The organism is Streptomyces sp. DH41, assembly GCF_029813785.1.
Lineage (GTDB): Bacteria > Actinomycetota > Actinomycetes > Streptomycetales > Streptomycetaceae > Streptomyces.
The window spans coordinates 273,774-297,474 of the sequence record NZ_JARVKY010000007.1; the positions used below are offsets into that span (position 1 = coordinate 273,774).

A 23,701-nucleotide genomic window follows, 5' to 3' on the forward strand; every position below is an offset into this window, starting at 1 on the left:
ACCGGATGTGCTTCCCGCCGCTGCGGGGATCCGTCCCCGTCCGCTCTCCGCAGCGGGCAGGGACTATTTGCTTGCCGGGCCGGATACCCTGGAGGGCGACCCACACCAACGCCGACGCGAGGACCTACGCCGCCGTGTTCGATACTCTCTCCGACCGCCTGTCAGCCACCTTCAAATCCCTCCGGGGCAAAGGACGGCTGACCGAGGCGGACATCGACGCCACGGCCCGCGAGATCCGCATCGCGCTCCTCGAGGCCGACGTGGCCCTGCCCGTCGTGCGTGCCTTCATCAAGAAGGTCAAGGAGCGCTCCCTGGGCGCCGAGGTCTCCAAGGCGCTCAATCCGGCCCAGCAGGTCCTCAAGATCGTCAACGAGGAACTGGTCGGCATCCTCGGCGGTGAGACCCGCCGCCTGCGCTTCGCCAAGCAGCCGCCGACCGTGATCATGCTGGCCGGTCTCCAGGGTGCCGGTAAGACGACCCTCGCGGGCAAGCTGGGCCGGTGGCTCAAGGAGCAGGGCCACTCGCCGCTCCTGGTCGCCTGTGACCTCCAGCGCCCCAACGCCGTCAACCAGCTCAGCGTCGTCGCCGAGCGCGCCGGCGTCGCGGTCTACGCCCCCGAGCCGGGCAACGGCGTCGGCGACCCGGTCAAGGTCGCCAAGGACTCCATCGAGTTCGCCAAGACCAAGGTCCACGACCTGGTCATCGTCGACACCGCCGGCCGCCTGGGCATCGACCAGGAGCTGATGCGGCAGGCCGCGGACATCAGGGACGCTGTCAGCCCCGACGAGATCCTTTTCGTCGTCGACGCGATGATCGGTCAGGACGCGGTCAACACCGCCGAGGCCTTCCGCGACGGCGTCGGCTTCGACGGCGTGGTGCTCTCCAAGCTCGACGGCGACGCCCGCGGTGGTGCGGCCCTGTCGATCGCCTCGGTGACCGGCAAGCCGATCATGTTCGCGTCGAACGGCGAGAAGCTCACGGACTTCGACGCCTTCCACCCTGACCGGATGGCCTCCCGCATCCTCGACATGGGTGACCTGCTCACCCTGATCGAGCAGGCGGAGAAGACGTTCAGCCAGGAAGAGGCCGAGAAAATGGCCTCCAAGCTGGCGTCCAAGAAGGGCCAGGACTTCACCCTGGACGACTTCCTGGCCCAGATGGAGCAGGTCAGGAAAATGGGCTCGATCTCCAAGCTCTTGGGGATGCTGCCCGGCATGGGCCAGATGAAGGACCAGATCAACAACCTCGACGAGCGCGACGTCGACCGCACGGCCGCCATCATCAAGTCGATGACCCCGGCCGAGCGCCAGGAGCCGACCCTCATCAACGGCTCGCGCCGCGCCCGCATCGCCAAGGGCTCCGGCGTCGACGTCAGCGCGGTCAAGTCGCTCGTGGAGCGGTTCTTCGAGGCCCGCAAGATGATGTCCCGGATGGCCCAGGGCGGCGGCATGCCGGGGATGCCGGGCGTCCCGGGCATGGGCGGCGGCCCCGGCCGGCAGAAGAAGCAGCAGAAGAAGGCCAAGGGCAAGCAGCGCTCCGGCAACCCGATGAAGCGCAAGCAGCAGGAGCAGGAGGAGGCCGACCGCCGCGCCGCCGCCGCGCAGAACGGGGGCGCCTTCGGACTGCCCCAGCAGGGCGACCAGAACTTCGAGCTGCCGGACGAGTTCAAGAAGTTCATGGGCTGACGCCCGTCCGGTCCGGTTCGTAGGTCCGTACGGCGCTGGGGGCGCCCCTCATCACGGGGGGCGCCCCCAGCGCCGTACACCCACATGCCCGGACGGCCGTCCTGTCGTAACGTCCGGATATGACCAACCCGTCCCCGCCGCGCAAGGCCCCCGAGCCGCCCTGGCGCACCGAGGGCACGCCCGACGAGCCCCCCAAGCCGCCGTCCGGCGGCAGGAGGACGCGGGGCGGCTGGTGGAACCTGGCCCTCTCCGCGCTGATCGTCTTCCTCATCGCCAACCTCGTGCTCTCCTTCTTCAACGAGGGAGACGAGCCGACCATCTCCTACACGGAGTTCAGCAAGCAGGTCGACGAGGGCAACGTCAGCAAGATCTACGCCAAGGGCGACGCGATCCAGGGCCAGCTGAAGAAGGCCCGGGACAATCCCGACGGCGACGGCACCTACACCAAGTTCACGACCGAGCGGCCGACCTTCGCGGACGACCGGCTCTGGAACGACCTGACCGAGCACGACGTCACCGTCACGGCCGAGCCGGTCGTGCAGCAGCGCAGCTTCCTGGTCAATTTGCTGATCTCGCTGGCCCCCATGCTGCTCCTGGTGGTGCTGTGGGTCTTCATCGCGCGGCGTATGCGGGGCGCCCTGGGGGGCGGGGCCGGCGGCATGCTCGGCCGCAAGGCACCGCCCAAGCCGGTCGAGTTGGAAGCCGGCGAGCCGCGCACCACGTTCGCGGACGTGGCCGGGATCGACGAGGTGGAGGGCGAGCTCAGCGACGTCGTCGACTTCCTGAAGAACCCCGAGGCGTATCGCCGCATGGGCGCCAAGATGCCCCGCGGGGTCCTGCTGTCCGGCCCGCCCGGCACCGGAAAGACACTCCTCGCGCGCGCGGTCGCCGGCGAGGCGGGCGTGCCGTTCTTCTCGGCGTCCGCGTCCGAGTTCATCGAGATGATCGTGGGCGTGGGCGCCTCCCGGGTGCGGGAGCTGTTCGCAGAGGCCCGGAAGGTGGCGCCGTCGATCATCTTCATCGACGAGATCGACACCATCGGCCGGGCCCGTGGCGGCGGCTCCGGGATGGGCGGTCACGACGAGCGGGAACAGACGCTGAACCAGATCCTCACGGAGATGGACGGCTTCTCCGGCGCCGAGGGCGTGATCGTCATCGCCGCCACCAACCGCGCCGACATCCTGGACCCGGCGCTGACCCGTCCCGGCCGCTTCGACCGGGTGGTCAGCGTCTCGCCGCCGGACCGGGGCGGCCGGAAGGCGATCCTGGAGATCCACACCCGCGAGATCCCGCTGGCCCCGGACGTCGACCTCGCCCAGGTCGCCCGTACGACCCCGGGCATGACCGGCGCCGAACTCGCCAACCTCGCGAACGAGGCCGCGCTGCTCGCGGTCAAGCGGAAGCAGGACCGGGTGACGCAGGCGAACCTCTCCGAGGCGATGGAGAAGATCCAGCTGGGGGCCGAACGCCCGCTGGTGATGCCCGAGGAGGAACGCCGGCGCACCGCCTACCACGAGAGCGGGCACGCCCTGCTGGGCATGCTGCGACCGGGCGCCGACCCCGTTCGCAAGATCACGATCGTGCCGCGCGGGCGGGCGCTCGGGGTGACGCTGTCGACGCCGGACGCGGACAAGTACGCGTACACGGAGGAGTACCTGCGCGGTCGGATCATCGGTGCGCTCGGCGGCATGGCGGCCGAGCAGGTGGTGTACGACGTGATCACCACCGGTTCGGAGAGCGACCTCGAACAGGTCACCCGGATCGCGCGCGGCATGGTCGGCCGCTGGGGCATGAGCGAGCGGGTCGGCCGGCTGTCCGCCCTCCCCGGCGACGCCCAGCAGGCCTACGGGCTGGCCGCCGCCCCGGGGACCCTCGACGCCATCGACGGGGAGATGCGGCGGGTCGTCGACGAGTGCTACGCGGAGGCCGTCCGCAAGCTGACCGACCACCGGGGGCAGCTCGACGCGCTGGCCGAGGCGCTGCTGGCGAACGAGACGCTGGAGGAGGCGGACGCGTACCGGATCGCCGGGATCACCCGGCTGACGAAGGACGACGGCCGGGAGACGTGAGGACCGTCCCTACTTCCGCGAGTACTTCCAGACGTAGGGCTCGCCGTCCTCCTCCTTCCAGTGCACCTCCACGCTCGTGGCGTCCGCGGGGATCAGGTACGTCTCGCAGAAGACGTGGCTGTCGCCCTGCTTCCAGCTCCGCACGTCGTACGGGTCCTCGCAGCCCGGGGCGTCGTCCGAGGCACCGATGAGAACGCCGCCGCGCTGCCCGTCGGCGAAGACCGTGGTGCCGTGGTGCACGGCGGAGCCCCCGGTGAGGGCCGGGCCGCTCCTGTGCGTGTACCTGACGTGCGCGACGGCCGGCACCCTGCCCTCGGCGTCCGCAGCGTCCGCCACCGCCTTCGCGGCCTCCGCCTCCGTGCCGACCTCCACCTTCTGCGCCACGACGTCGTAGGTGACCTCTCCGGGGCCCTCCGCGACCTTGCCCGTCGCGCTCTCGCCCGTCGCCAGGCCGCCGCCCGAGACCGCCCGGGAGGGAGAGACGGACACCTCGGGGCTCGCCGGGCTCTTCGCGTCGGCGTCGTCGCCGCCCCCGCACGCGGTGAGGGCCAGGGCGAGGACGGCGACGGGCGCGGCGAGACGCGGCGCGGTCTTGTGGTGCGGCACTACAGGGCTCCCGTACGCGGATGGGTCCGTTCCCCCGAACGGTGGATCAGATTAGAGGCCCAGGACCCACCGGGAGAAACGCCGCGCACACCCGATCGGAACCGGTCGTCAGGGAAGCCGGGCGATCAGGTACCGGAACACGTTCGGCATCCACACGGTCCCGTCCGCCCGCTGGTGCGGATGCAGGGCCTCCGACAGCTCCTTGTCGACCTGTTCCTGGTCGGTCGTCGCGATGGCCGCGTCGAACAACCCGGTCGACAGCAGCCCGCGAACCGCGCTGCCGGCGTCGCCGTACCCGAAGGGGCACGCCACCCGTCCCGAACCGTCCGGCCTGAGTCCGGCCCGCTGGGCGACCTCCTCCAGGTCGTCGCGCAGGGCGGGGCGCCAGCTGCCCGCGCCGCGCAGCGGGTCCGCGAGTTTGGTGGCCACCCGCAGCACCGACGTCGTGGCGCACCGCTCCGGCGGGCCCCACCCGGCCAGCACCACGGCGGCCCCGCGCCCGGCGAGCGGCGTCGCCTCGGCGAGCAGCTCGCCCAGCCCCTCCGAGTCGCCCGCGAGGCACCCGACAGGCTCGAAGGCGGTCACCAGGTCGAAGACCGGGGCCGACGGAGCCGCCACGTCCCGGGGCGTGCCTTCGACGACCCGCGCGCCGTCCCCGCGTACGCCGTCCGGGCGTACTCCGTCCCTTTGCGTGCCGTCCCTCCGTGCGCCGTCCGCGCGTACGGAGTCCACCCGTGGGTGCGTGCCCCGCGCGTCGGGCGACGACACGGGAGCGCCGGACGCGCCGGGAAGCAGCCGCTGCCGCGCCAGGGTCAGGCGTTCCGGGAAGCGGGAGTCGACACCGGTCACCGCGGCGCCGCGCGAGGCGGCCATCAGCAGGGCCAGCCCGGAACCGCAGCCCAGACCCAGCATCCGTGTGCCGCCGCCCACGTCCAGGCGCTCGTAGACGGCCTCGTAGAGCGGTACGAGCATCCGCTCCTGTATCTCGGACCAGTCACGCGCGCGTGCACCTGGGTCCACACGAGGCGTCGCCCCCGAGTGAGATGAGTGCTGCCGCACGAGCGTAGGTGTCATAGGAAAGCGCCCCAATCGCCGAGTGTTGCCGCTGTGCCCGATTCCGTGGCCCCCGTGCAGTGCGCTCGTACTTCCCCCGTATGCCAGGAAACTCCGGGCTCGCCGTGGCGTCCAGTGGTAGCGGGGGCCGGTTTGCCCGGTCCCCGCCCCAGTGGCGAGATTTCACTTCCCGGCAACGTGGGCCTGGCCGCGTGGTACTCCCGGTAGCCCCGTCCCGACCCCTTCGGCGGATGGCCTGATCGCGCCCCTCGGTGATGACAGCGGGTGGCGGTGGCGCCGGCGAGGCGGTTTTGGCCAAGGTCGGCGAGCCCGGCGGCGGCCGCACGAGGACGGGGACCGACAGGGGGCGGGGCGGTGCCGCACGCCGGCGGCACACCCGGTAACGTCGCACCCGTCGACGTGCCCGATCGGGTGGCGTGCTCCCGGGCGGACGGCGGCCGAAACGCCCCTTGCGCACCCGCGGGTCACACGCATCCCGGCGCGTGGACAGGGCCTACGCGCCGGCGCGTACGTCGGACTACGCACCAGCTTGGTATGAGCTGTGAGGCTTCTCCGCAGATCAGCGCACCCGCCCTCGTCGGGACGCATCAGCGGCAACTGACGGGTACGTGCAAATTATTTGGGATGCCCCGGAATAGGAACACAGCGGCACCCCGGCTCGTTGTCATTACGTGAGCACGACACCACCTGTTCTCGCCGCAGAGCTGGCGCAGGCGTGGGCCGACATTCAGCGGCACCACACCGAGCTGCCCGATCTTGCCGCGCCCGAGTCCCTGATCGGAGAGTCGTCGTCCGCCTGCGGGCACGAGCTCTCCTTCGAGCGACTGCTCCATGAGGCAGTCCACGGCATCGCCGCCGCGCGTGGAGTACGCGACACCTCCCGCGCGGGGCGCTACCACAACCGACGATTCCTTGCGATCGCCGAGGAGCTGGGCCTCGACCACCCCGAGGAGCCGCATCCGAGCAGCGGCTTCTCACTGGTCACGCTCACTCCCGAGGCGAAGCGCCGCTACCGCCCGACCATGGAACGCCTTCAGCGCGCGCTGAAGGCCCACACCGCGGCGACCGCGACCGACTCCGTCCGGAGCTTCCGCGGTCCGGCCGCCCGGCACGGCTCTTCCGGGGGAGGGGTGCGCGTGAAGGCGGTGTGCGACTGCGGACGCAATGTACGGGTCGTCCCGTCGGTCCTGGCCCAGGCTCCGATCATGTGCGGCGGCTGCGGCAAGCCGTTCCGGATTCCGGAGGTGGTCGGCGCGGCGGCGAGCTGACGGTCCGGCTGCTCGTGGCAGCCGGATCCGGGCGCTCCGCCCTCGGTCCGCCTTCGGTCCGCCCTCGGTCCGAGGGGCCCGCCCGCGTGTGGCACAATGGCTAGCTGTACTCGACAGTCGCACAGGACCCCTCTCTCCTCCGGCTGACGCGTCCATCGGGCACTCGGGTACCGCAACCCCACGCGGCTCTCTCGCCGTGCCCAATCACGTCAAAACCAGGAGAACCCACTCCAGTGGCAGTCAAGATCAAGCTGAAGCGTCTGGGCAAGATCCGTTCGCCTCACTACCGCATCGTCGTCGCCGACTCCCGTACCCGCCGTGACGGCCGGGCCATCGAGGAGATCGGCAAGTACCACCCGACGTACAACCCGTCGGTGATGGAGGTCGACGCCGAGCGTGTCGCGTACTGGCTGCGTGTCGGCGCCCAGCCGACCGAGCCCGTGCTCGCCATCCTGAAGAAGACCGGCGACTGGCAGAAGTTCAAGGGCGAGCCCGCCCCGGCGCCGCTGCTGCAGCCGGCCGAGAAGTCGGCCCGTCCGACCTTCGAGGCGATCGGTGGCGACGACGAGGGCAAGGGTGAGGCGATCACCCAGAAGAAGAAGGCCGACAAGAAGGACGAGGCTGCCGCCGAGTCCGAGTCGACCGAGGCCTGAGCATGCTCGAGGAGGCTCTCGAGCACCTCGTGAAGGGCATCGTCGACAATCCTGACGATGTGCAGGTCGCCTCGCGTGACCTGCGTCGCGGGCGTGTGCTCGAGGTCCGGGTCCACCCGGACGACCTCGGCAAGGTGATCGGCCGCAACGGCCGCACCGCACGCGCTCTGCGCACCGTCGTGGGCGCCATCGGCGGCCGTGGTGTTCGCGTCGACCTCGTCGACGTGGACCACGTCCGCTGACGCCAAACGCAGCACCGGCTCGGGCCGGGGAGGGCCACTGGGCCGTCCCCGGCCCGTAGTCGTACAGCCGTGACCGGCGTGGTATGCGTCGTGCGCCCGGCGTCGTGTGCGCCGTGACCGGCGTGGTATGCGGCGTGTGCCCGACGTCGTGTGCGCCATGACCGGCGTCGTACGAGCCGTGACCGGTTCGTCGCAGTTCCGACAGGAGATCAAGCACAGTGCAGTTGGTAGTCGCGCGTATCGGCCGCGCCCACGGAATCAAGGGCGAGGTGACCGTCGAGGTCCGCACCGACGAGCCCGAGCTGCGGCTCGGGCCCGGTGCCGTACTGACCACCGACCCCGCCTCCACCGGGCCGCTCACCATCGAGACCGGCCGGGTCCACAGCGGCCGTCTCCTGCTGCGCTTCGCCGGCGTCCACGACCGCACCGGAGCCGAGGCGCTGCGCAACACCCTCCTGATCGCCGACGTCGACCCGGACGAGCGTCCCGAGGACGACGACGAGTACTACGACCACCAGCTGATCGACCTCGACGTGGTGACCAAGGACGGTGACGAGGTCGGCCGGATCACCGAGATCTCCCACCTGCCCACGCAGGACCTCTTCGTGGTGGAGCGCCCCGACGGCAGCGAGGTCTACGTGCCGTTCGTGTCGGAGATCGTCACCGAGATCGACCTGGACGAGCAGCGCGCGGTCATCGACCCGCCGCCCGGCCTGATCGACGACCGCGCCGAGGTCGCCTCCGCGCGGGACGCCGCGGCGGACGCACCCGCGGACTCCTCTGCGGACGCACCCGCGGACTCCTCGGAGGAAGAGGCGTGATGCGGCTCGACGTCGTCACGATCTTCCCCGAGTACCTGGAACCGCTGAACGTCTCCCTCGTCGGCAAGGCACGCGCGCGTGGACAGCTGAACGTCCACGTGCACGACCTGCGCTCCTGGACCTACGACCGGCACAACACCGTCGACGACACGCCCTACGGCGGCGGCCCCGGCATGGTGATGAAGACCGAGCCGTGGGGCGACGCGCTGGACTCCGTCCTGGCCGACGGCTACGAGACGGGCTCCGGCGAGCCCGCCCTCATCGTGCCCACGCCCAGCGGCCGGCCCTTCACCCAGGAACTCGCCGTCCACCTCTCCGAGCGGCCCTGGCTGGTCTTCACACCCGCCCGCTACGAGGGCATCGACCGCCGTGTCATCGACGAGTACGCGACCCGGATGCCCGTGTACGAGGTGTCCATCGGCGACTACGTCCTGGCCGGCGGCGAGGCGGCCGTACTCGTCGTCACCGAGGCCGTGGCGCGGCTGCTGCCCGGCGTCCTCGGCAACGCCGAGTCCCACCGGGACGACTCCTTCGCCCCCGGCGTCATGGCCAACCTGCTGGAGGGGCCCGTCCACACCAAGCCGCCGCAGTGGCGCGGCCGCGGCATCCCCGACGTGCTCCTCAGCGGCCACCACGGGAAGATCGCCCGCTGGCGCCGCGACGAGGCCCTGCGGCGTACGACGGCCAACCGGCCCGACCTGATCGAGCGGTGCGACCCCGGGGCCTTCGACAAGAAGGACCGCGAGATGCTCTCCATCCTGGGCTGGGAACCTGACCCGGAGGGGGAGCCGTACGGCCGATTTTGGCGTAGGGCGCCGGGCGTGGAAGAATAGGTCGCTGTTGTGCGTCCGTCCGGAGCGCGCCCCTGCCACAGGGGGACACGACGCCCGTCCCGACCCGCACATCCCAGATTCCGAAACACCTAGTTTCCGCTGATGACCTGTGGCATCAGCGAGGAAAGCAGACGAAATGTCTCACCTGCTCGACTCCGTCGACTCCGCGTCGCTGCGCAGTGACGTCCCGGCCTTCCGCCCCGGCGACACCGTCAACGTCCACGTCCGCGTCATCGAGGGCAACCGCTCCCGTGTGCAGCAGTTCAAGGGCGTAGTCATCCGCCGCCAGGGTGCCGGCGTGCGCGAGACCTTCACGGTCCGCAAGGTCTCCTTCTCCGTCGGCGTCGAGCGTACCTTCCCGGTGCACACCCCGATCGTGGAGAAGATCGAGCTCGTCACCCGCGGTGACGTCCGTCGCGCCAAGCTGTACTACCTGCGCGAGCTGCGCGGCAAGGCGGCGAAGATCAAGGAGAAGCGCGACAACTGAGCGCGCTGAGGGGTCCACGCCGGGGCCGGATACTATCTGGCCCCGATGGACACCGAAACACAGCCCACGGAGCGCGACCGCTCCTCCCGTTCCTCCGACTCCGAGCACCGCTCGGACACGGAGGGTCCGGAGGAACGGTCGCGTTCCGCGTTCGCGGGGCGGATCACGGACTGGGTGCCGGGCGGCCGGATCACCGTGACCCTCATGACCCTGTTGCTGTTCCTGCTGCTGCTCAGCACCTTCGTGCTGCAGCCGTTCCAGATCCCCAGCGGATCCATGGAGCGGGGATTGAGGATCGGGGACCGGGTTCTCGTAAACAAGTTGGCGTACCGTTTCGGTGACCGGCCGCAGCGGGGCGACATCGTCGTGTTCGACGGCACCGGGCTCTTCGGGCACGGCGACTACATCAAGCGCGTTGTCGGTGTGGGCGGCGACCATGTGGTGTGCTGCGACAGGGAGGGGAGGGTCCGGGTGAACGGCCAGTCGGTCGACGAGTCCGCTTTCCTGTACCCGGGTGACCGCCCGTCCACGGTGCGCTTCGACGTCGTCGTCCCCGACGGCACCCTCTTCGTCCTCGGTGACCACCGGGCCAACTCCAGCGACTCCCGCGACCACCTGGGCTCGCCGGGTGGCGGCATGGTCCCGGTGGACGAGGTCATCGGCCGCGCCGACTGGATCGTCTGGCCCTTCGACCACGCGACCCACCTCGACCGGCCCGACGCTTACGCGCGTGTGCCGGACGCGGACACGGACACGGGTCGGCCGGCCAAGGTGGCGGACGGACCGGCGGCTGACGCGCACCGGCCCGAGTACTCAGAGCACGCCGAGGGCGCCGATGGGTAGCCGGGGCAAACCGCGCGGGACGCCCAGCAGCCCCACGGAGAACCTGCTGCCCACCGGCTCACGGCGCACCGGCGGCGCGCCGTCCGGTGGCCGGTCCCGTGCCGAGCGGCGCAAGCTGCAGCGCAAGGTCAAACGGCGCCGCAGACGCGGCGCGGTCAAGGAGATCCCTCTCCTCGTCGGCGTCGCCGTCCTGATAGCGCTGGTGCTGAAGACCTTCCTCGTCCAGGCCTTCGTGATCCCGTCGGGCTCCATGGAGCAGACCATCCAGATCGGTGACCGGGTCCTGGTGGACAAGCTCACCCCCTGGTTCGGCTCCGAGCCGCAGCGCGGGGACGTCATCGTCTTCCGCGACCCCGGTGGCTGGCTCCGCGGCGAGCAGACCGCCAAGAAGGACGATCCCGTCGTCATCAAGCAGGTCAAGGAAGGCCTCGCCTTCATCGGCCTGCTGCCGTCCGACGACGAGAAGGACCTCATCAAGCGGGTCGTCGGCGTGGGCGGGGACCGGGTCAAGTGCTGTGACACCCAGGGCCGGGTCACCGTCAACGGCGTTCCCCTGACCGAGGACTACCTCTATCCCGGCGACGCCCCGTCCAGGACGCCGTTCGACGTCACGGTCCCCGAGGGACGGCTGTGGGTGATGGGCGACCACCGGTCCGACTCCGCCGACTCCCGCTCCCACCAGCAGACCGACTTCGGCACGGTCTCCGAGGACGAGGTGGTCGGCCGGGCCATGGTGATCGCCTGGCCGTTCGGGCACTGGACCACCCTGGACGAACCGAAAACGTACGCGTCCGTGTCCGACTCGACCTCCGGTTCGACTGCCGCCCCCCGGCTGTCGCATAGGGTTGCCCCCTACGATCCGAACACGATGATTCGACTCCCGACCCCTGCGGAACTCCCGCTCGTTATGGGAGTGGTGGGCCTGCACCGCGTACGGGGCAGGCGGCGGCAGAAAGTAAGGAGTTGGCGTGGGGGATGTGGCGGTTGGCGCACGGTCCGGACACGACGGCGAGGAGAACCGCGGACGCCCCGTGGAGACAGCCGGCCCGGCGGCGGACGGCGCCCCGGCCTCCGGGCACGACTCCGGGACCGAGGACGGCAGGGTGACGGACGAACAGAGCGGAACGCAGGACGAGGGAGTGGGCGGGACATCCCCGGCGACACCTCCCGCGGCCAAGAAGCCGCGCTCCTTCTGGAAGGAACTGCCGATCCTGATCGGCATCGCGCTGGTACTCGCGCTGCTGATCAAGACGTTCCTGGTCCAGGCGTTCTCGATTCCGTCCGCCTCGATGCAGAACACCCTCACGATCGGTGACCGTGTCCTGGTCGACAAGCTCACGCCCTGGTTCGGCTCGGAACCCGAGCGCGGCGAGATCGTCGTCTTCCACGACCCGGACGACTGGCTGGCGGGCGAGCCGACGCCCGACCCGAACGCACTGCAGACGGTCCTCAGCTGGATCGGCCTGATGCCGTCCGCGGACGAGAAGGACCTCATCAAGCGCGTCATCGGAGTCGGCGGCGACACCGTCGAGTGCAAGGGGACCGGCCCGCTCAAGGTCAACGGCAAGGCGCTGAACGAGCAGGACTACGTCTACCCCAACAACACGCCGTGCAGCGTCGACGACCAGGGCGGCCAGTTCAAGGTCGAGGTCCCCGAGGGCTCCATCTGGGTCATGGGCGACCACCGGCAGAACTCCCGGGACTCCCGCTACAACCAGTCGGACGAGCACGGCGGCATGGTCCCGGTGAAGGAGGTCGTCGGCCGCGCCATCGTGATCGCCTGGCCGATGAACCGCTGGGACAACCTGCCGGTCCCCGACACCTTCGACCAGGAGGGTCTGCAGGCCCAGTCGTCGGCCGCCGCCGCGCTGTCGGTCGCGCCCCAGGGGCTGGCCCTCGCCGGAGTCGTCCCGGTCGTCTGGTGGCGCCGCAGGCGCGTCGCGCCCGCCGAGACCCGCTGAGCGGCTCGGACCGTACGCCCCTCCTGAGCGGCGGCCGGCCGTTGAGGCAGCTGGTCGTCGCCGAGGCAGCCCTTCCAGCCCCTCCCGGGCCAGACCCCGGGAGGGGCTGCCCCGTTCGGGTACTGCCGGGTAAGGTGCGGATCCATGGGTGGCGAGAGCACGACACGTACGGCCCCGCCTGGCGGCGGCACGAACAAGGGCCCGGCGGGCAGCAGGACCGGGCAGCGACTGTCCAATCTCGCCGTGGCGCTGGGTCTGGTGCTGTTCCTCGGAGGCTTCGCCTGGGGAGCGGTGGTCTACCGCCCCTACACCGTGCCGACCAGCTCGATGGCACCGTCGATCGACGCGGGTGACCGGGTGCTGGCCCAGCGCGTCGACGGCGGTGACGTCCGCCGCGGTGACGTCGTCGTCTTCAAGGACGAGGCCTGGGCCAACGCCCCGATGGTCAAGCGTGTGGTCGCGGTCGGCGGGGACACCGTCTCCTGCTGCCAGGAGGGCAGGCTCAAGGTCAACGGCAAGGTCATCGACGAGACGTACCTGCCCGACGGTACGCCGGCCGAGATCAGCGGCTTCCCGACCGTGACCGTTCCCGAGGGCCGCCTGTTCCTGCTCGGCGACCAGCGCGACACCTCCCTGGACTCCACCGCCCACCTCGCCGACGCCGCCGGCGGCACGGTTTCGCGCGGGGCCGTGGACGCCCGTGTCGACGCCGTGGTCTGGCCCATGAACGGCATGCTGGAGCGACCGTCCGGTTTCGAGACGCTGGGCGGCCTCTCCTCGCCGGGTCCGCTGCGGACGGTCGTCGCGCTGGTGATCGCCGGGGCCGTACTGATCCTCGGCGGCGCGGCCTACGGTCCCTTCGCCAAGCGGGCCGCCGCCTCCCGCGCCCGGACCGGGACGGGGGCCACCGGTGCCCGCTGAGTCGCCGCGGACGGGGCAGGACTCCTACGAGGGCGGGCTGCGCAGGGTGGCACGGGTGGTGCTGCTCGACCCCGACGACCGCATCCTGCTGCTGCACGGGCACGAACCGGACGATCCGGCCGACGACTGGTGGTTCACCCCCGGCGGCGGCGTGGAGGGCGACGAGACTCGTGAGGAGGCCGCCCGGCGGGAACTCGTCGAGGAGACCGGCATCACCGACATCGAACTCGGCCCGGTGCTGTGGCGGCGCAGGTGCTCGTTCCCCTTCGCGGGCCGACGCTGGGACCAGGACGAGTGGTACTACCTGGCCCGTACGACCCAGACCGCGACCGAGGCCGCGGGCCTGACCGAGCTGGAGCGGCGCAGTGTCGCCGGATCGCGCTGGTGGACGTGTCAGGAACTGACCCGGGCACATGAGACGGTGTATCCGACCAGACTCGCCGGGCTGCTGCGCAAGCTGCTCGACGAAGGGCCCCCGGCCGGGCCGGTGACCCTGGACACCGAAATCGTCTAGGGGTACACGGGACTGGCGCACAATGGTGGGACCGCACGGCTGAAGGGGAACATGCCATGAGCGCCGAGGACCTCGAGAAGTACGAGACCGAGATGGAGCTCAAGCTCTACCGGGAGTACCGCGATGTCGTCGGTCTGTTCAAGTACGTGATCGAGACCGAGCGGCGCTTCTACCTCACCAACGACTACGAGATGCAGGTGCACTCGGTTCAGGGTGAGGTGTTCTTCGAGGTGTCCATGGCCGACGCCTGGGTCTGGGACATGTACCGGCCGGCCCGGTTCGTGAAGCAGGTGCGGGTGTTGACGTTCAAGGACGTGAACATCGAGGAGCTGAACAAGAGCGACCTGGAGCTTCCCAGCGGCTGACGGGCCAGGAGCCGCACTCGTGTGGGTGACAGAGTTGTCCACAGTCGGCTGACCGTCCACCAAGATCCAACAGCTTGCTGAGCTGCCCTCATCGTTGGCGCCGGAGGTGGTGCCGACATGAACGCACGTGGTGCGATGGGCAAGTACGGCGAGACACTCGCCGCCCGCCGGCTGGCCGAGGCCGGCATGGCGGTCCTGGAGCGCAACTGGCGCTGCGGCCGGACGGGCGAGATCGACATCGTCGCCCGGGACGGCGACGTCCTGGTGATCTGCGAGGTCAAGACACGCAGGGGCGGCTCCTTCGAGCACCCCATGGCCGCGGTGACGCCCGAGAAGGCGGAGCGGCTGCGACGGCTCGCCGAGCGCTGGACCCAGACCCACGGAGGGGCTCCGCCCGGCGGAGTCCGCATCGACCTGGTCGGTGTCCTCCTCCCGCGACGCGGCGCCCCCGCGGTCGAGCACGCGCGGGGGGTGGCGTGATGGGGTTCGCGCGTACGTGCTCCGTGGCGCTCGTCGGCGTCGAGGGCGTGGTGGTCGAGGTCCAGGCCGACCTCGAACCCGGGGTGGCGGCGTTCACGCTGGTGGGGCTGCCGGACAAAAGCCTGACCGAGAGCCGCGACCGGGTGCGGGCGGCGGTGGTCAACTCGGGTGCGGAGTGGCCGCAGAAGAAGCTGACGGTGGGCCTCAGCCCGGCCTCGGTGCCCAAGAGCGGCAGCGGATTCGATATGGCGGTCGCCGCGGCGGTCCTCGGCGCCGCCGAGCGCATCGACCCCCGGGTGCTCGCCGACATCGTGATGATCGGAGAGCTGGGCCTGGACGGACGGGTACGACCGGTGCGCGGCATCCTGCCGGCGGTGCTCGCAGCGGCGGAGGCGGGTTACGAACAGGTCGTCGTCCCGGAGTGCGCCGCGGCCGAGGCGTCCCTGGTGCCCGGGGTGTCGGTGCTCGGCGTACGCAGTCTGCGCCAGCTCATCGCCGTCCTCGCCGACGAGCCCGTGCCGGAGGAGGAACCGGACCAGGAGGGCCGGCCCGACCCGCTCCTCGCCGGCCTGCGCATGCCCGGCACGGGCGCCGCCACCGGGATGCGCGGCATGGGAGCCACGCACCACGACCACGGCCACGACCTCGCCGACGTCGTGGGCCAGGAGCCGGCCCGTACGGCGGTGGAGATCGCCGCGGCCGGTGGCCACCACCTGTTCCTGGAGGGGCCACCCGGCGCCGGGAAGACCATGCTCGCCGAACGGCTGCCCGCCGTCCTGCCCAAGCTCTGCCGGGCGGAGTCGCTGGAGGTCACCGCGGTGCACTCCGTGGCGGGTCTGTTGCCGCCGGGCAAGCCACTGATCGACGCGGCTCCCTACTGCGCGCCGCACCACTCCGCCACGATGCAGGCCCTGGTCGGCGGTGGCCCCGGCATCGGGCGACCGGGCGCCGTGTCACTGGCGCATCGAGGCGTGCTCTTTCTGGATGAAACACCAGAATTCAGCAGTCACGCGCTGGATGCCCTGCGTCAGCCGCTGGAGTCCGGGCACGTCGTCATCGCGCGCAGTGCGGGCGTGGTGCGGTTCCCGGCACGGTTCCTGATGGTGCTGGCCGCCAATCCCTGCCCCTGCGGGCGGTTCTCGCGGACGAACGACCTGTGCGAGTGCCCTTCCTCGGCGATCCGCCGCTACCAGGCCAGGCTGTCCGGCCCGCTTCTCGACCGGGTCGACCTCCGGGTCGGGGTGGACCGGGTCACCCGCAGCCAGCTGGCCGACACGGTTGTCCGGGGCGACACCACCGCGACGGTCGCCGACCGGGTGCGGGCGGCCCGGGACCGGGCGGCCGCGCGCCTCGCGGACACCCCGTGGCGCTCCAACAGCGAGGTGCCCGGACGGGAGCTCCGCAGCCGCTGGCGCGCCGCGCCCGGTGCGCTGGAGGACGCGGAGCACTGCCTGGAACGGGGCGTGCTCACCGCCCGCGGCCTCGACCGGGTCCTGCGTGTCGCCTGGACCGTCGCGGATCTCGTCGGCCACGACCGGCCCGAAGCGGGGGATGTCGCCCTGGCGCTGCAACTGCGCACAGGGGTGCCGAGGGGCGCCCCCATGGTCCTCGGAGCGCCGGCGTGACCGGGGGAGGCGCGGTACCCGAGGACGACGCCATGACCGAGGGAGGCGGCGCTGTCTCCAAGGACAACGATCCGGTCGCGCACGGCGCCGCACGCAGGGGCGGCACCGCCTCCCGGCTGGACGCCGTGCTCGGGTGCGATGCCGTGCCCCGGGGCGAGGCCCTGCCCCGAAGCGGCGGCGTCGCCCGAGGAGACGCCGTGCCCCGGGGTGCCGACCCCAGAGGTGGGGACGCGGCCCGGCGCGGTGATCAGGGCGGGGACGACGGGCCCGGCGACGGCGGCGACGAGGTGCCGGGCGGGCAGCCGGACGACGAGTCGCTCGGCCGGGTCTTCCTCACCCGGGTGCTCGAGCCCGGAGACGAGACCGGCGGGCGGTGGGTGCGGGAGCGCGGCGTCGCGGAGGTGGTGCGGAGGCTGCGCGAAGGCGGCCGGGCCCTGCCGGGGGTGAGCGAGAAGCGGTGGGCCGGGCTGTGTGCCCGGGCGGGCCGGGCCGAGCCGCGCCGGGACCTCGCCGTCGCCCGGGCCGCGGGGGTGCGGTTCGTCGCCCCCGGGGCGGCCGAGTGGCCGCGGCAGCTCGACGACCTCGGGGACGCCAGGCCCCTCGGCCTGTGGGTGCGCGGCGGGCCCAGTCTGCGCATGTGGGCGCTGAGGTCAGTGGCCGTGGTCGGCGCCCGGGCCTGCACCGACTACGGCGCCCACATGGCGGCCACCCTCGCCGCCGGACTCGCCGAACGCGGCTGGGTCGTCGTGTCCGGCGGCGCCTACGGGGTCGACGGCGCCGCGCACCGGGGCGCCCTGGGCGCGGGCGGCGCCACCGCCGCCGTCCTCGCCTGCGGCGTGGACCGCCCCTACCCGCCCGGGCACACCGGGCTGATCACCCGGATCGCGGAACAGGGACTCGTCGTCGGGGAGCTGCCACCGGGCGATCACCCGACGCCGAGCAGGTTCATCCTGCGCAACCGTGTGATCGCCGCGCTCACCCGGGGCACCGTGGTCGTCGAGGCCGCCTACCGCAGCGGCTCGCTGGTCACGGCACGGGCCGCCCAGCGCCTGGGCCGGCACACGATGGGCGTGCCCGGACCGGCCACCAGCGCCCTGTCGGCGGGGGTGCACGAGCTGCTGCGCGGCGACGCGGTGCTCGTCAACGACGCCGCCGAGGTCGTCGAACTGGTCGGCGACATGGGCGAGCTGCCCCCGGACCGGCGCGGGCCGGTGCTCCCCACCGACCTGCTGGAACCCCGCACCCGCCAGGTGCTGGCCGGGCTCCCCGCACGCGGAGCGGCGGTGGCGGCCGAGGTGGCGCGCCGCGCACAGACCACGCAGGACGACGCGATCGCGAGACTGTACGAGCTTCGAGCGCTTGGTTACGTCGAACGACACGGCGACGGCTGGAAGTTGACACGCCAGATGATGATGTCCGTCCGCGATGGCCGCGCTCCGTACTGACTCAGCGTGTTCGGCCGTCCGGGGGAACCCCGACGCCCTTGGGAACAGTGGCAGTTGAGGTATTCGAGTGATCACGTAGAGCGATCATCGCGCCCCCTGTGGAGCGTTCAGCGGAACGTATCTGCGTACGGTCCCGCCTCGCTCTTCGCACACCGCGACAGTCCAGTCACGCTACGCTCACGAGGACCCCCACGTAGACAGCAGACCGGCGGCCTCATCCAGGCACACCACATCACGGCAGAACGGCACAAGGCGACGAATGCCCCAGCACACCTCCGGGTCCGACCGGGCGGCGCTCCCCCCAGCCGCCCGCGACGGTGGCAGCGTGCGACCGCCCGCCCCCTCGACGCTCGACGAGCTGTGGCGGTCGTACAAGGCGACGGGGGACGAGCGGCTGCGGGAACAGCTGATCCTGCACTACTCGCCCCTGGTGAAATACGTGGCGGGCCGGGTGAGCGTGGGACTGCCACCCAACGTCGAGCAGGCGGACTTCGTCTCCTCGGGTGTGTTCGGGCTGATCGACGCGATCGAGAAGTTCGACATCGACCGGGAGATCAAGTTCGAGACGTACGCGATCACCCGGATCCGGGGCGCGATGATCGACGAGCTGCGGGCGCTGGACTGGATCCCGCGTTCGGTCCGGCAGAAGGCGCGGAACGTGGAGCGCGCGTACGCGACGCTGGAGGCACGGCTGCGCCGCACCCCCTCGGAGAGCGAGGTGGCCGGCGAGATGGGGATCGCGGTGGAGGACCTCCACGCGGTGTTCAGTCAGTTGTCGCTGGCCAACGTGGTGGCGCTGGAGGAGCTGCTGCACGCCGGGGGCGAGGGCGGCGGCCGGCTCAGTCTCATGGACACGCTGGAGGACACCGCCGCCGACAATCCGGTGGAGGTCGCCGAGGACCGGGAACTGCGGCGGTTCCTGGCGCGCGCCATCAACACGCTGCCCGAGCGGGAGAAGACCGTCGTCACGCTGTACTACTACGAGGGCCTCACACTCGCCGAGATCGGGAACGTGCTGGGTGTGACGGAGAGCCGGGTCAGTCAGATTCACACCAAGTCGGTGTTGCAGCTGCGGGCGAAGCTGGCGAGTTTTGGCCGCTGACCTGGCGTTATGGCACATGCTCGGTCCCACTGGTGACTCTGTCGGCCTACGTGCGGTCGGGTGAGTGACTCCCGTCCGGGGCGGTGCGTCCGTAAAGTGGTGACGTGCCAAGGATTCGAGCGGCCTCCGTGGCCGAGCACCGGTCGATGCAGCGTGCCGCCCTGCTGGACGCGGCACGCTCCCTGTTGTCCGACGGCGGGACGGAAGCGCTGACCTTCCCCGCCCTCGCCGAACGGACGGGCCTGGCCCGGTCGTCCGTCTACGAGTACTTCCGGTCGCGGGCAGCGGTCGTCGAGGAGCTGTGTGCCGTCGACTTCCCGGTCTGGGCCGCGGAGGTCGAGGCGGCGATGGAGCGCGAGGCGACCCCCGGGGCCAAGGTCGAGGCGTATGTGCGCAAGCAGCTCGATCTGGTCGGGGACCGGCGGCACCGGGCCGTCGTGGCCATCTCCGCGAGCGAGCTCGACGCCGGCGCGCGGGAGAAGATCCGGGCGGCGCACGGCGGGCTGATCGCGATGATCGTCGAGGCGCTGGGCGAGATGGGGCACGCCCAGCCGCGGCTGGCGGCGATGCTGCTCCAGGGAGTCGTGGACGCGGCCGTGCGGCGGATCGAGCTGGGCGCGGCGGAGGAGCCGACGGCCGTCACGGAGGCGGCGGTCTCCATGGCGTTGCGGGGCGTGCGGGGCTGATCGCCCGGTCGGGCGAAGCCCTGGGATCACGGCCGCTCACGGAGGTGTCCCCGGCTGTCAGGGCACCGGCCCGGTCGCCTGTGCTCGCGGCGGGCAGGGGGACGCCCAGGACCGGCAGCAACCTCGACGGGCCACCGGCGAGCAGCCAGGGTGGGAGCACCGACAGGGGGTTCAGGTAGACGTCGCCCCGCAGCAGGCCCCAGTGCAGGCAGGCCGCGCAGTGGGAGCCCGTCGGTTCCACCGTGCCGAGCACCTCGCCCGCCGCCACCTCGTCGCCCTTCCGCACGGACACCTCGACCGGCTCGTACGTCGTCCGCAGCGGCGGGTCACCCGTTCCCGTCAGCTCCAGCGAGACGACGCCCCGCCCCGCCACCCGCCCCGCGAACGACACCCTCCCCGCCGCCACCGCCCGTACCGGGGCACCGGCCACCGCGGCGAGGTCCACGCCGCGGTGGCCCGGGCCGTACGGGGTCGCCGGAGGCTCCCAGCCCCGTAGGACCGGGGGCCGGGTGCCGACCGGCCAGTGGCGGGCCACCGTCGGCACCCCCGGGCCCGGGACCGGCCCGGCGTCCGCCGCCACCACCGGCCCCGGGACCGGCCCGGCGTCCGCCGCCACCACCGCCCCCGCCTCCGCCGTCGCCACCGGCGTCGACACGGCCGACAGAGTCGGCGCGGTCGCCGGACCCGACACGGTCGGCGTCGGTCGCGGCGGTCCCGGGGCCAGGACGGCCAGCAGCAGAACCACCCACGTACACGCACTCGCACAACGCCTCGCTCGCATGCGAGAACCGTCCCGCACCAGTACCGATCGCGCCCGGACCTGTGCACTGTTCCCCACTTGTGGACAGCCGCGTCACCCGGTACCCCGCGGGTCCCGTACACTTCTGATGGCGATCCGGGTCACCGGGTCGACTTCGCACGCCCCGACACGAGGCCCGTCCAGGCTGGTGTCAGCGCCCCTCGGTCCTTTGCGGCAGGCGCATCGCGGGCGTCAGGCGCGGAAGCCGTCCGGTTTGCGCGGCACAACCGAGAAACTCGAGGAGATACGGCCATGGCCGTCGTCACGATGCGGGAGCTGCTGGAAAGCGGCGTCCACTTCGGTCACCAGACCCGTCGTTGGAACCCGAAGATGAAGCGGTTCATCTTCACGGAGCGCAACGGCATCTACATCATCGACCTGCTCCAGTCGCTGTCGTACATCGACCGCGCCTACGAGTTCGTCAAGGAGACCGTCGCCCACGGCGGCACGGTCATGTTCGTCGGCACGAAGAAGCAGGCGCAGGAGGCCATCGCCGAGCAGGCCACCCGCGTCGGCATGCCCTACGTCAACCAGCGCTGGCTGGGCGGCATGCTCACCAACTTCTCGACCGTCTACAAGCGCCTTCAGCGCCTGAAGGAGCTCGAGCAGATCGACTTCGAGGACGTGGCCGCCTCCGGCCTCACCAAGAAGGAGCTGCTCGTCCTCTCCCGCGAGAAGGCCAAGCTGGAGAAGACCCTCGGCGGTATCCGCGAGATGTCCAAGGTGCCCAGCGCCGTCTGGATCGTGGACACCAAGAAGGAGCACATCGCGGTCGGCGAGGCCCGGAAGCTCAACATCCCGGTCGTCGCCATCCTCGACACCAACTGCGACCCCGACGAGGTCGACTACAAGATCCCGGGCAACGACGACGCGATCCGCTCCGTCACCCTGCTCACCCGCGTGATCGCCGACGCCGTCGCCGAGGGCCTCATCGCCCGCTCCGGCGCCGCTGCCGGTGACAAGGGTGACAAGGCCGCCGGTGAGCCGCTCGCCGCGTGGGAGCGCGACCTGCTCGAGGGTGAGAAGGCCGAGAAGAAGGCCGACGCCGAGACCGCCGAGAAGCCCGCCGAGGCTCCGGCTGCCGAGGCCGCCCCCGCCGAGGAGGCCCCCGCCGCCGAGGCCGCGGCCACCGAGGCTCCGGCCGAAGAGGCGCCCGCCGCCGAGGCTCCGGCCGCCGAGGGCGAGCAGGCCTGACCGTCCCGACGGCGTCGACGGCGGGAGCGGTGACATCGAAACCGCTCCCGCCGTTCACCCGTAGGTCGGTGGAAGGTCATGGACCTGCAGCTCCATGTAGGTCCGTGATCCCGCAGATCTTCGATCTTCCAGACTTCCAGAAAGATTCACAGACTCATGGCGAACTACACCGCCGCCGACGTCAAGAAGCTTCGTGAGCTCACCGGCGCCGGCATGATGGACTGCAAGAAGGCGCTGGACGAGGCCGAGGGCAACGTCGAGAAGGCCGTCGAGGCGCTCCGCATCAAGGGTCAGAAGGGCGTCGCCAAGCGCGAGGGCCGCTCTGCCGAGAACGGCGCGGTCGTCTCGATCATCGCCGACGACAACACCTCGGGTGTCCTCGTCGAGCTGAAGTGCGAGACGGACTTCGTCGCCAAGGGCGACAAGTTCCAGAACGTCGCCAAGGCCATCGCCGAGCACGTCGCCAAGGCCGCCCCGGCCGACATCGAGGCGCTGCTCGCGTCCGAGATCGAGCCCGGCAAGACCGTCCAGGCGTTCGTGGACGAGGCCAACGCCAACCTCGGCGAGAAGATCGTCCTGGACCGCTTCGCGCAGTTCTCCGGCGGCTTCGTGACCGCGTACATGCACCGCACGATGCCCGACCTGCCCCCGCAGATCGGTGTCCTCGTCGAGCTGGACAAGCCGAACGCCGAGCTGGCCAAGGGTGTCGCCCAGCACATCGCCGCCTTCGCGCCGAAGTACCTCTCCAAGGAGGACGTCCCGGCCGAGGTCGTCGAGTCCGAGCGCCGCGTCGCCGAGGAGACCACCCGCGCCGAGGGCAAGCCCGAGGCCGCCCTGCCGAAGATCGTCGAGGGTCGCCTCAACGGCTTCTTCAAGGACGCCACGCTGCTGGGCCAGCCCTACGCGCTCGACAACAAGAAGTCCGTCCAGAAGGTTCTGGACGAGGCCGGTGTCTCCCTGAAGCGCTTCTCGCGCATCAAGGTCGGCATCTGAGTCCGTACCGCGACGGACGTGCGACCCCGGTAGGGTCGACAGCAGTCGTCGGCGCCGTTCGCGCATGCCGTCGGGCACGCGCGTGTGGCGCCGGGCGACAGCAGATCTGACGAGGAGGCCATTGCCGCGTATGGGATGCGAATCACGCCCCACCGGCAATGGCCTTCTTCGTGTGTGACCCACGTAAAAGAGGCGAGATCTCCATGACCACCACCAAGGCCGAGAAGAGCGACGACGGCAAAGTACGCGGCCGTTTCATGCTGAAGCTGTCCGGAGAGGCCTTCTCCGGCGGTGGGGGCCTGGGCGTCGACCCCGACGTGGTGCACGCCATCGCCCGCGAGATCGCGGCCGTCGTCCGGGACGGCGCACAGGTCGCGATCGTCATCGGCGGCGGCAACTTCTTCCGTGGCGCCGAGCTGCAGGTACGCGGCATGGACCGCGCCCGCTCCGACTACATGGGCATGCTCGGCACCGTGATGAACTGCCTGGCCCTCCAGGACTTCCTGGAGAAGGAGGGCGTCGACTGCCGCGTGCAGACCGCCATCACCATGGGCCAGGTCGCCGAGCCGTACATCCCGCTGCGCGCCGTGCGCCACCTGGAGAAGGGCCGCGTGGTCATCTTCGGCGCCGGCATGGGCATGCCCTACTTCTCCACCGACACCACCGCCGCCCAGCGCGCCCTCGAGATCGACGCCGAGGCCCTGCTCATGGGCAAGAACGGCGTGGACGGGGTCTACGACTCCGACCCGAAGACCAACCCGGACGCCGTGAAGTTCGACGCGCTCGGCTACGGCGAGGTCATCACCCGTGACCTGAAGGTCGCCGACGCGACGGCCGTCACGCTCTGCCGCGACAACAGCCTCCCGATCGTGGTCTTCGAGCTCCTGAAGGAGGGCAATATCGCCCGCGCCGTCAAGGGTGAGAAGATCGGCACGCTTGTGGGTGACCAAGGCAGCCGGGACTGACCGGCGAACCACCCCCCGTCCGCGGACGCCACCTGTCCGGGGGACGGACGGGACGGGGCCGGACCGGGGG

Annotated in this window: 24 protein-coding genes and 1 pseudogene; 22 read left to right on the forward strand and 3 right to left on the reverse strand. The window is 71.2% G+C overall.

Annotation, left to right across the window (positions count from 1 at the left end; genetic code table 11):
* Positions 1-134 precede the first annotated feature (134 nt).
* Together ffh and ftsH are read left to right on the forward strand one after the other, a co-directional pair.
* Positions 135-1,685 carry a signal recognition particle protein gene (gene ffh / locus QC283_RS14720; RefSeq protein ID WP_279561943.1) on the forward strand — a complete coding sequence of 517 codons (1,551 nt, stop codon included), beginning with the start codon at positions 135-137 and terminating at the stop codon, positions 1,683-1,685.
* 119 nt (positions 1,686-1,804) lie between these two features.
* Positions 1,805-3,754, forward strand: coding sequence for an ATP-dependent zinc metalloprotease FtsH (gene ftsH / locus QC283_RS14725; protein ID WP_279561944.1), 1,950 nt, complete (start codon positions 1,805-1,807; stop codon positions 3,752-3,754).
* 9 nt (positions 3,755-3,763) lie between these two features.
* On the opposite strand, the gene QC283_RS14730 is transcribed toward ftsH, so the two are convergent.
* Both QC283_RS14730 and QC283_RS14735 read right to left on the reverse strand, forming a co-directional pair.
* A complete protein-coding gene (locus QC283_RS14730) occupies positions 3,764-4,360 on the reverse strand; it encodes a hypothetical protein (RefSeq protein ID WP_279561945.1) in 597 nt (198 codons plus the stop codon).
* Between the two features lie 108 nt (positions 4,361-4,468).
* On the reverse strand, positions 4,469-5,434 hold the full coding sequence (locus QC283_RS14735) for a class I SAM-dependent methyltransferase (RefSeq protein ID WP_279561946.1): 966 nt from the start codon (positions 5,432-5,434) through the stop codon (positions 4,469-4,471).
* A 671-nt stretch (positions 5,435-6,105) separates the two neighbouring features.
* Here QC283_RS14735 and QC283_RS14740 point away from each other — a divergent pair.
* From QC283_RS14740 to QC283_RS14820, 17 genes and pseudogenes are all read left to right on the forward strand, one after another.
* A complete protein-coding gene (locus tag QC283_RS14740; RefSeq protein WP_279561947.1) occupies positions 6,106-6,702 on the forward strand; it encodes a hypothetical protein in 597 nt (198 codons plus the stop codon).
* 233 nt (positions 6,703-6,935) lie between these two features.
* Complete coding sequence (gene rpsP, locus QC283_RS14745; protein ID WP_279561948.1) at positions 6,936-7,355, forward strand: 30S ribosomal protein S16; 420 nt, start codon at positions 6,936-6,938, stop codon at positions 7,353-7,355.
* Positions 7,356-7,357: 2 nt separating this feature from the next.
* A complete protein-coding gene (locus tag QC283_RS14750; protein WP_005479813.1) occupies positions 7,358-7,597 on the forward strand; it encodes an RNA-binding protein in 240 nt (79 codons plus the stop codon).
* A 218-nt stretch (positions 7,598-7,815) separates the two neighbouring features.
* Positions 7,816-8,418, forward strand: a complete 603-nt coding sequence (gene rimM, locus QC283_RS14755; protein ID WP_279561949.1) for a ribosome maturation factor RimM — start codon at positions 7,816-7,818, stop codon at positions 8,416-8,418.
* Positions 8,418-9,251, forward strand: a complete 834-nt coding sequence (gene trmD / locus QC283_RS14760) for a tRNA (guanosine(37)-N1)-methyltransferase TrmD (RefSeq protein ID WP_279561950.1) — start codon at positions 8,418-8,420, stop codon at positions 9,249-9,251. The genes rimM and trmD overlap by 1 nt, the downstream gene beginning before the upstream one ends.
* 136 nt (positions 9,252-9,387) lie before the next feature.
* Entirely contained in the window at positions 9,388-9,738 is a 351-nt protein-coding gene (gene rplS, locus QC283_RS14765) for a 50S ribosomal protein L19 (RefSeq protein ID WP_030041016.1), read from the forward strand.
* A gap of 45 nt (positions 9,739-9,783) precedes the next feature.
* Positions 9,784-10,581, forward strand: coding sequence for a signal peptidase I (gene lepB, locus QC283_RS14770; protein WP_279561951.1), 798 nt, complete (start codon positions 9,784-9,786; stop codon positions 10,579-10,581).
* Positions 10,574-11,656, forward strand: a pseudogene (gene lepB / locus QC283_RS39445) (signal peptidase I); the annotation flags it as partial. The gene lepB (QC283_RS14770) and the pseudogene lepB (QC283_RS39445), both read left to right, overlap by 8 nt.
* On the forward strand, positions 11,550-12,542 hold the full coding sequence (gene lepB, locus QC283_RS14780; RefSeq protein WP_279561952.1) for a signal peptidase I: 993 nt from the start codon (positions 11,550-11,552) through the stop codon (positions 12,540-12,542). The pseudogene lepB (QC283_RS39445) and the gene lepB (QC283_RS14780), both read left to right, overlap by 107 nt.
* 144 nt (positions 12,543-12,686) lie before the next feature.
* Positions 12,687-13,463, forward strand: coding sequence for a signal peptidase I (lepB, locus tag QC283_RS14785; RefSeq protein WP_279561953.1), 777 nt, complete (start codon positions 12,687-12,689; stop codon positions 13,461-13,463).
* On the forward strand, positions 13,453-13,977 hold the full coding sequence (locus tag QC283_RS14790; RefSeq protein ID WP_279561954.1) for an NUDIX hydrolase: 525 nt from the start codon (positions 13,453-13,455) through the stop codon (positions 13,975-13,977). Before lepB (QC283_RS14785) ends, QC283_RS14790 begins: the two co-directional genes overlap by 11 nt.
* A gap of 56 nt (positions 13,978-14,033) precedes the next feature.
* Entirely contained in the window at positions 14,034-14,342 is a 309-nt protein-coding gene (locus QC283_RS14795) for a DUF2469 domain-containing protein (protein ID WP_003993268.1), read from the forward strand.
* A 117-nt stretch (positions 14,343-14,459) separates the two neighbouring features.
* Complete coding sequence (locus tag QC283_RS14800; protein WP_279561955.1) at positions 14,460-14,822, forward strand: YraN family protein; 363 nt, start codon at positions 14,460-14,462, stop codon at positions 14,820-14,822.
* Positions 14,822-16,447, forward strand: coding sequence for a YifB family Mg chelatase-like AAA ATPase (locus tag QC283_RS14805; RefSeq protein WP_279561956.1), 1,626 nt, complete (start codon positions 14,822-14,824; stop codon positions 16,445-16,447). The genes QC283_RS14800 and QC283_RS14805 overlap by 1 nt, the downstream gene beginning before the upstream one ends.
* A 32-nt stretch (positions 16,448-16,479) precedes the next feature.
* Positions 16,480-17,892, forward strand: a complete 1,413-nt coding sequence (gene dprA, locus QC283_RS14810; RefSeq protein ID WP_443032602.1) for a DNA-processing protein DprA — start codon at positions 16,480-16,482, stop codon at positions 17,890-17,892.
* A gap of 259 nt (positions 17,893-18,151) precedes the next feature.
* The gene (gene whiG, locus QC283_RS14815) at positions 18,152-18,994 is read left to right on the forward strand and encodes an RNA polymerase sigma factor WhiG (RefSeq protein ID WP_279561957.1); all 843 of its coding nucleotides are present in this window, start codon (positions 18,152-18,154) and stop codon (positions 18,992-18,994) included.
* A 128-nt stretch (positions 18,995-19,122) separates the two neighbouring features.
* Positions 19,123-19,680, forward strand: coding sequence for a TetR/AcrR family transcriptional regulator (locus QC283_RS14820; protein ID WP_279562010.1), 558 nt, complete (start codon positions 19,123-19,125; stop codon positions 19,678-19,680).
* Here QC283_RS14820 and QC283_RS14825 read toward each other — a convergent pair.
* Positions 19,634-20,263, reverse strand: a complete 630-nt coding sequence (locus tag QC283_RS14825; RefSeq protein WP_443032604.1) for a murein hydrolase activator EnvC family protein — start codon at positions 20,261-20,263, stop codon at positions 19,634-19,636. The two genes, QC283_RS14820 and QC283_RS14825, sit on opposite strands and share 47 nt — an antisense overlap.
* A gap of 468 nt (positions 20,264-20,731) precedes the next feature.
* Here QC283_RS14825 and rpsB point away from each other — a divergent pair, with 468 nt between their 5' ends.
* From rpsB to pyrH, 3 genes are all read left to right on the forward strand, one after another.
* On the forward strand, positions 20,732-21,673 hold the full coding sequence (rpsB, locus tag QC283_RS14830; RefSeq protein WP_279561959.1) for a 30S ribosomal protein S2: 942 nt from the start codon (positions 20,732-20,734) through the stop codon (positions 21,671-21,673).
* 156 nt (positions 21,674-21,829) lie between these two features.
* Positions 21,830-22,666: a translation elongation factor Ts gene (tsf, locus tag QC283_RS14835; RefSeq protein ID WP_279561960.1), complete on the forward strand. Its 837-nt coding sequence runs from the start codon at positions 21,830-21,832 to the stop codon at positions 22,664-22,666.
* A gap of 203 nt (positions 22,667-22,869) precedes the next feature.
* Positions 22,870-23,631 (forward strand): UMP kinase, encoded by a 762-nt coding sequence (gene pyrH / locus QC283_RS14840; RefSeq protein ID WP_279561961.1) that lies wholly within the window; start codon positions 22,870-22,872, stop codon positions 23,629-23,631.
* Positions 23,632-23,701 lie beyond the last annotated feature (70 nt).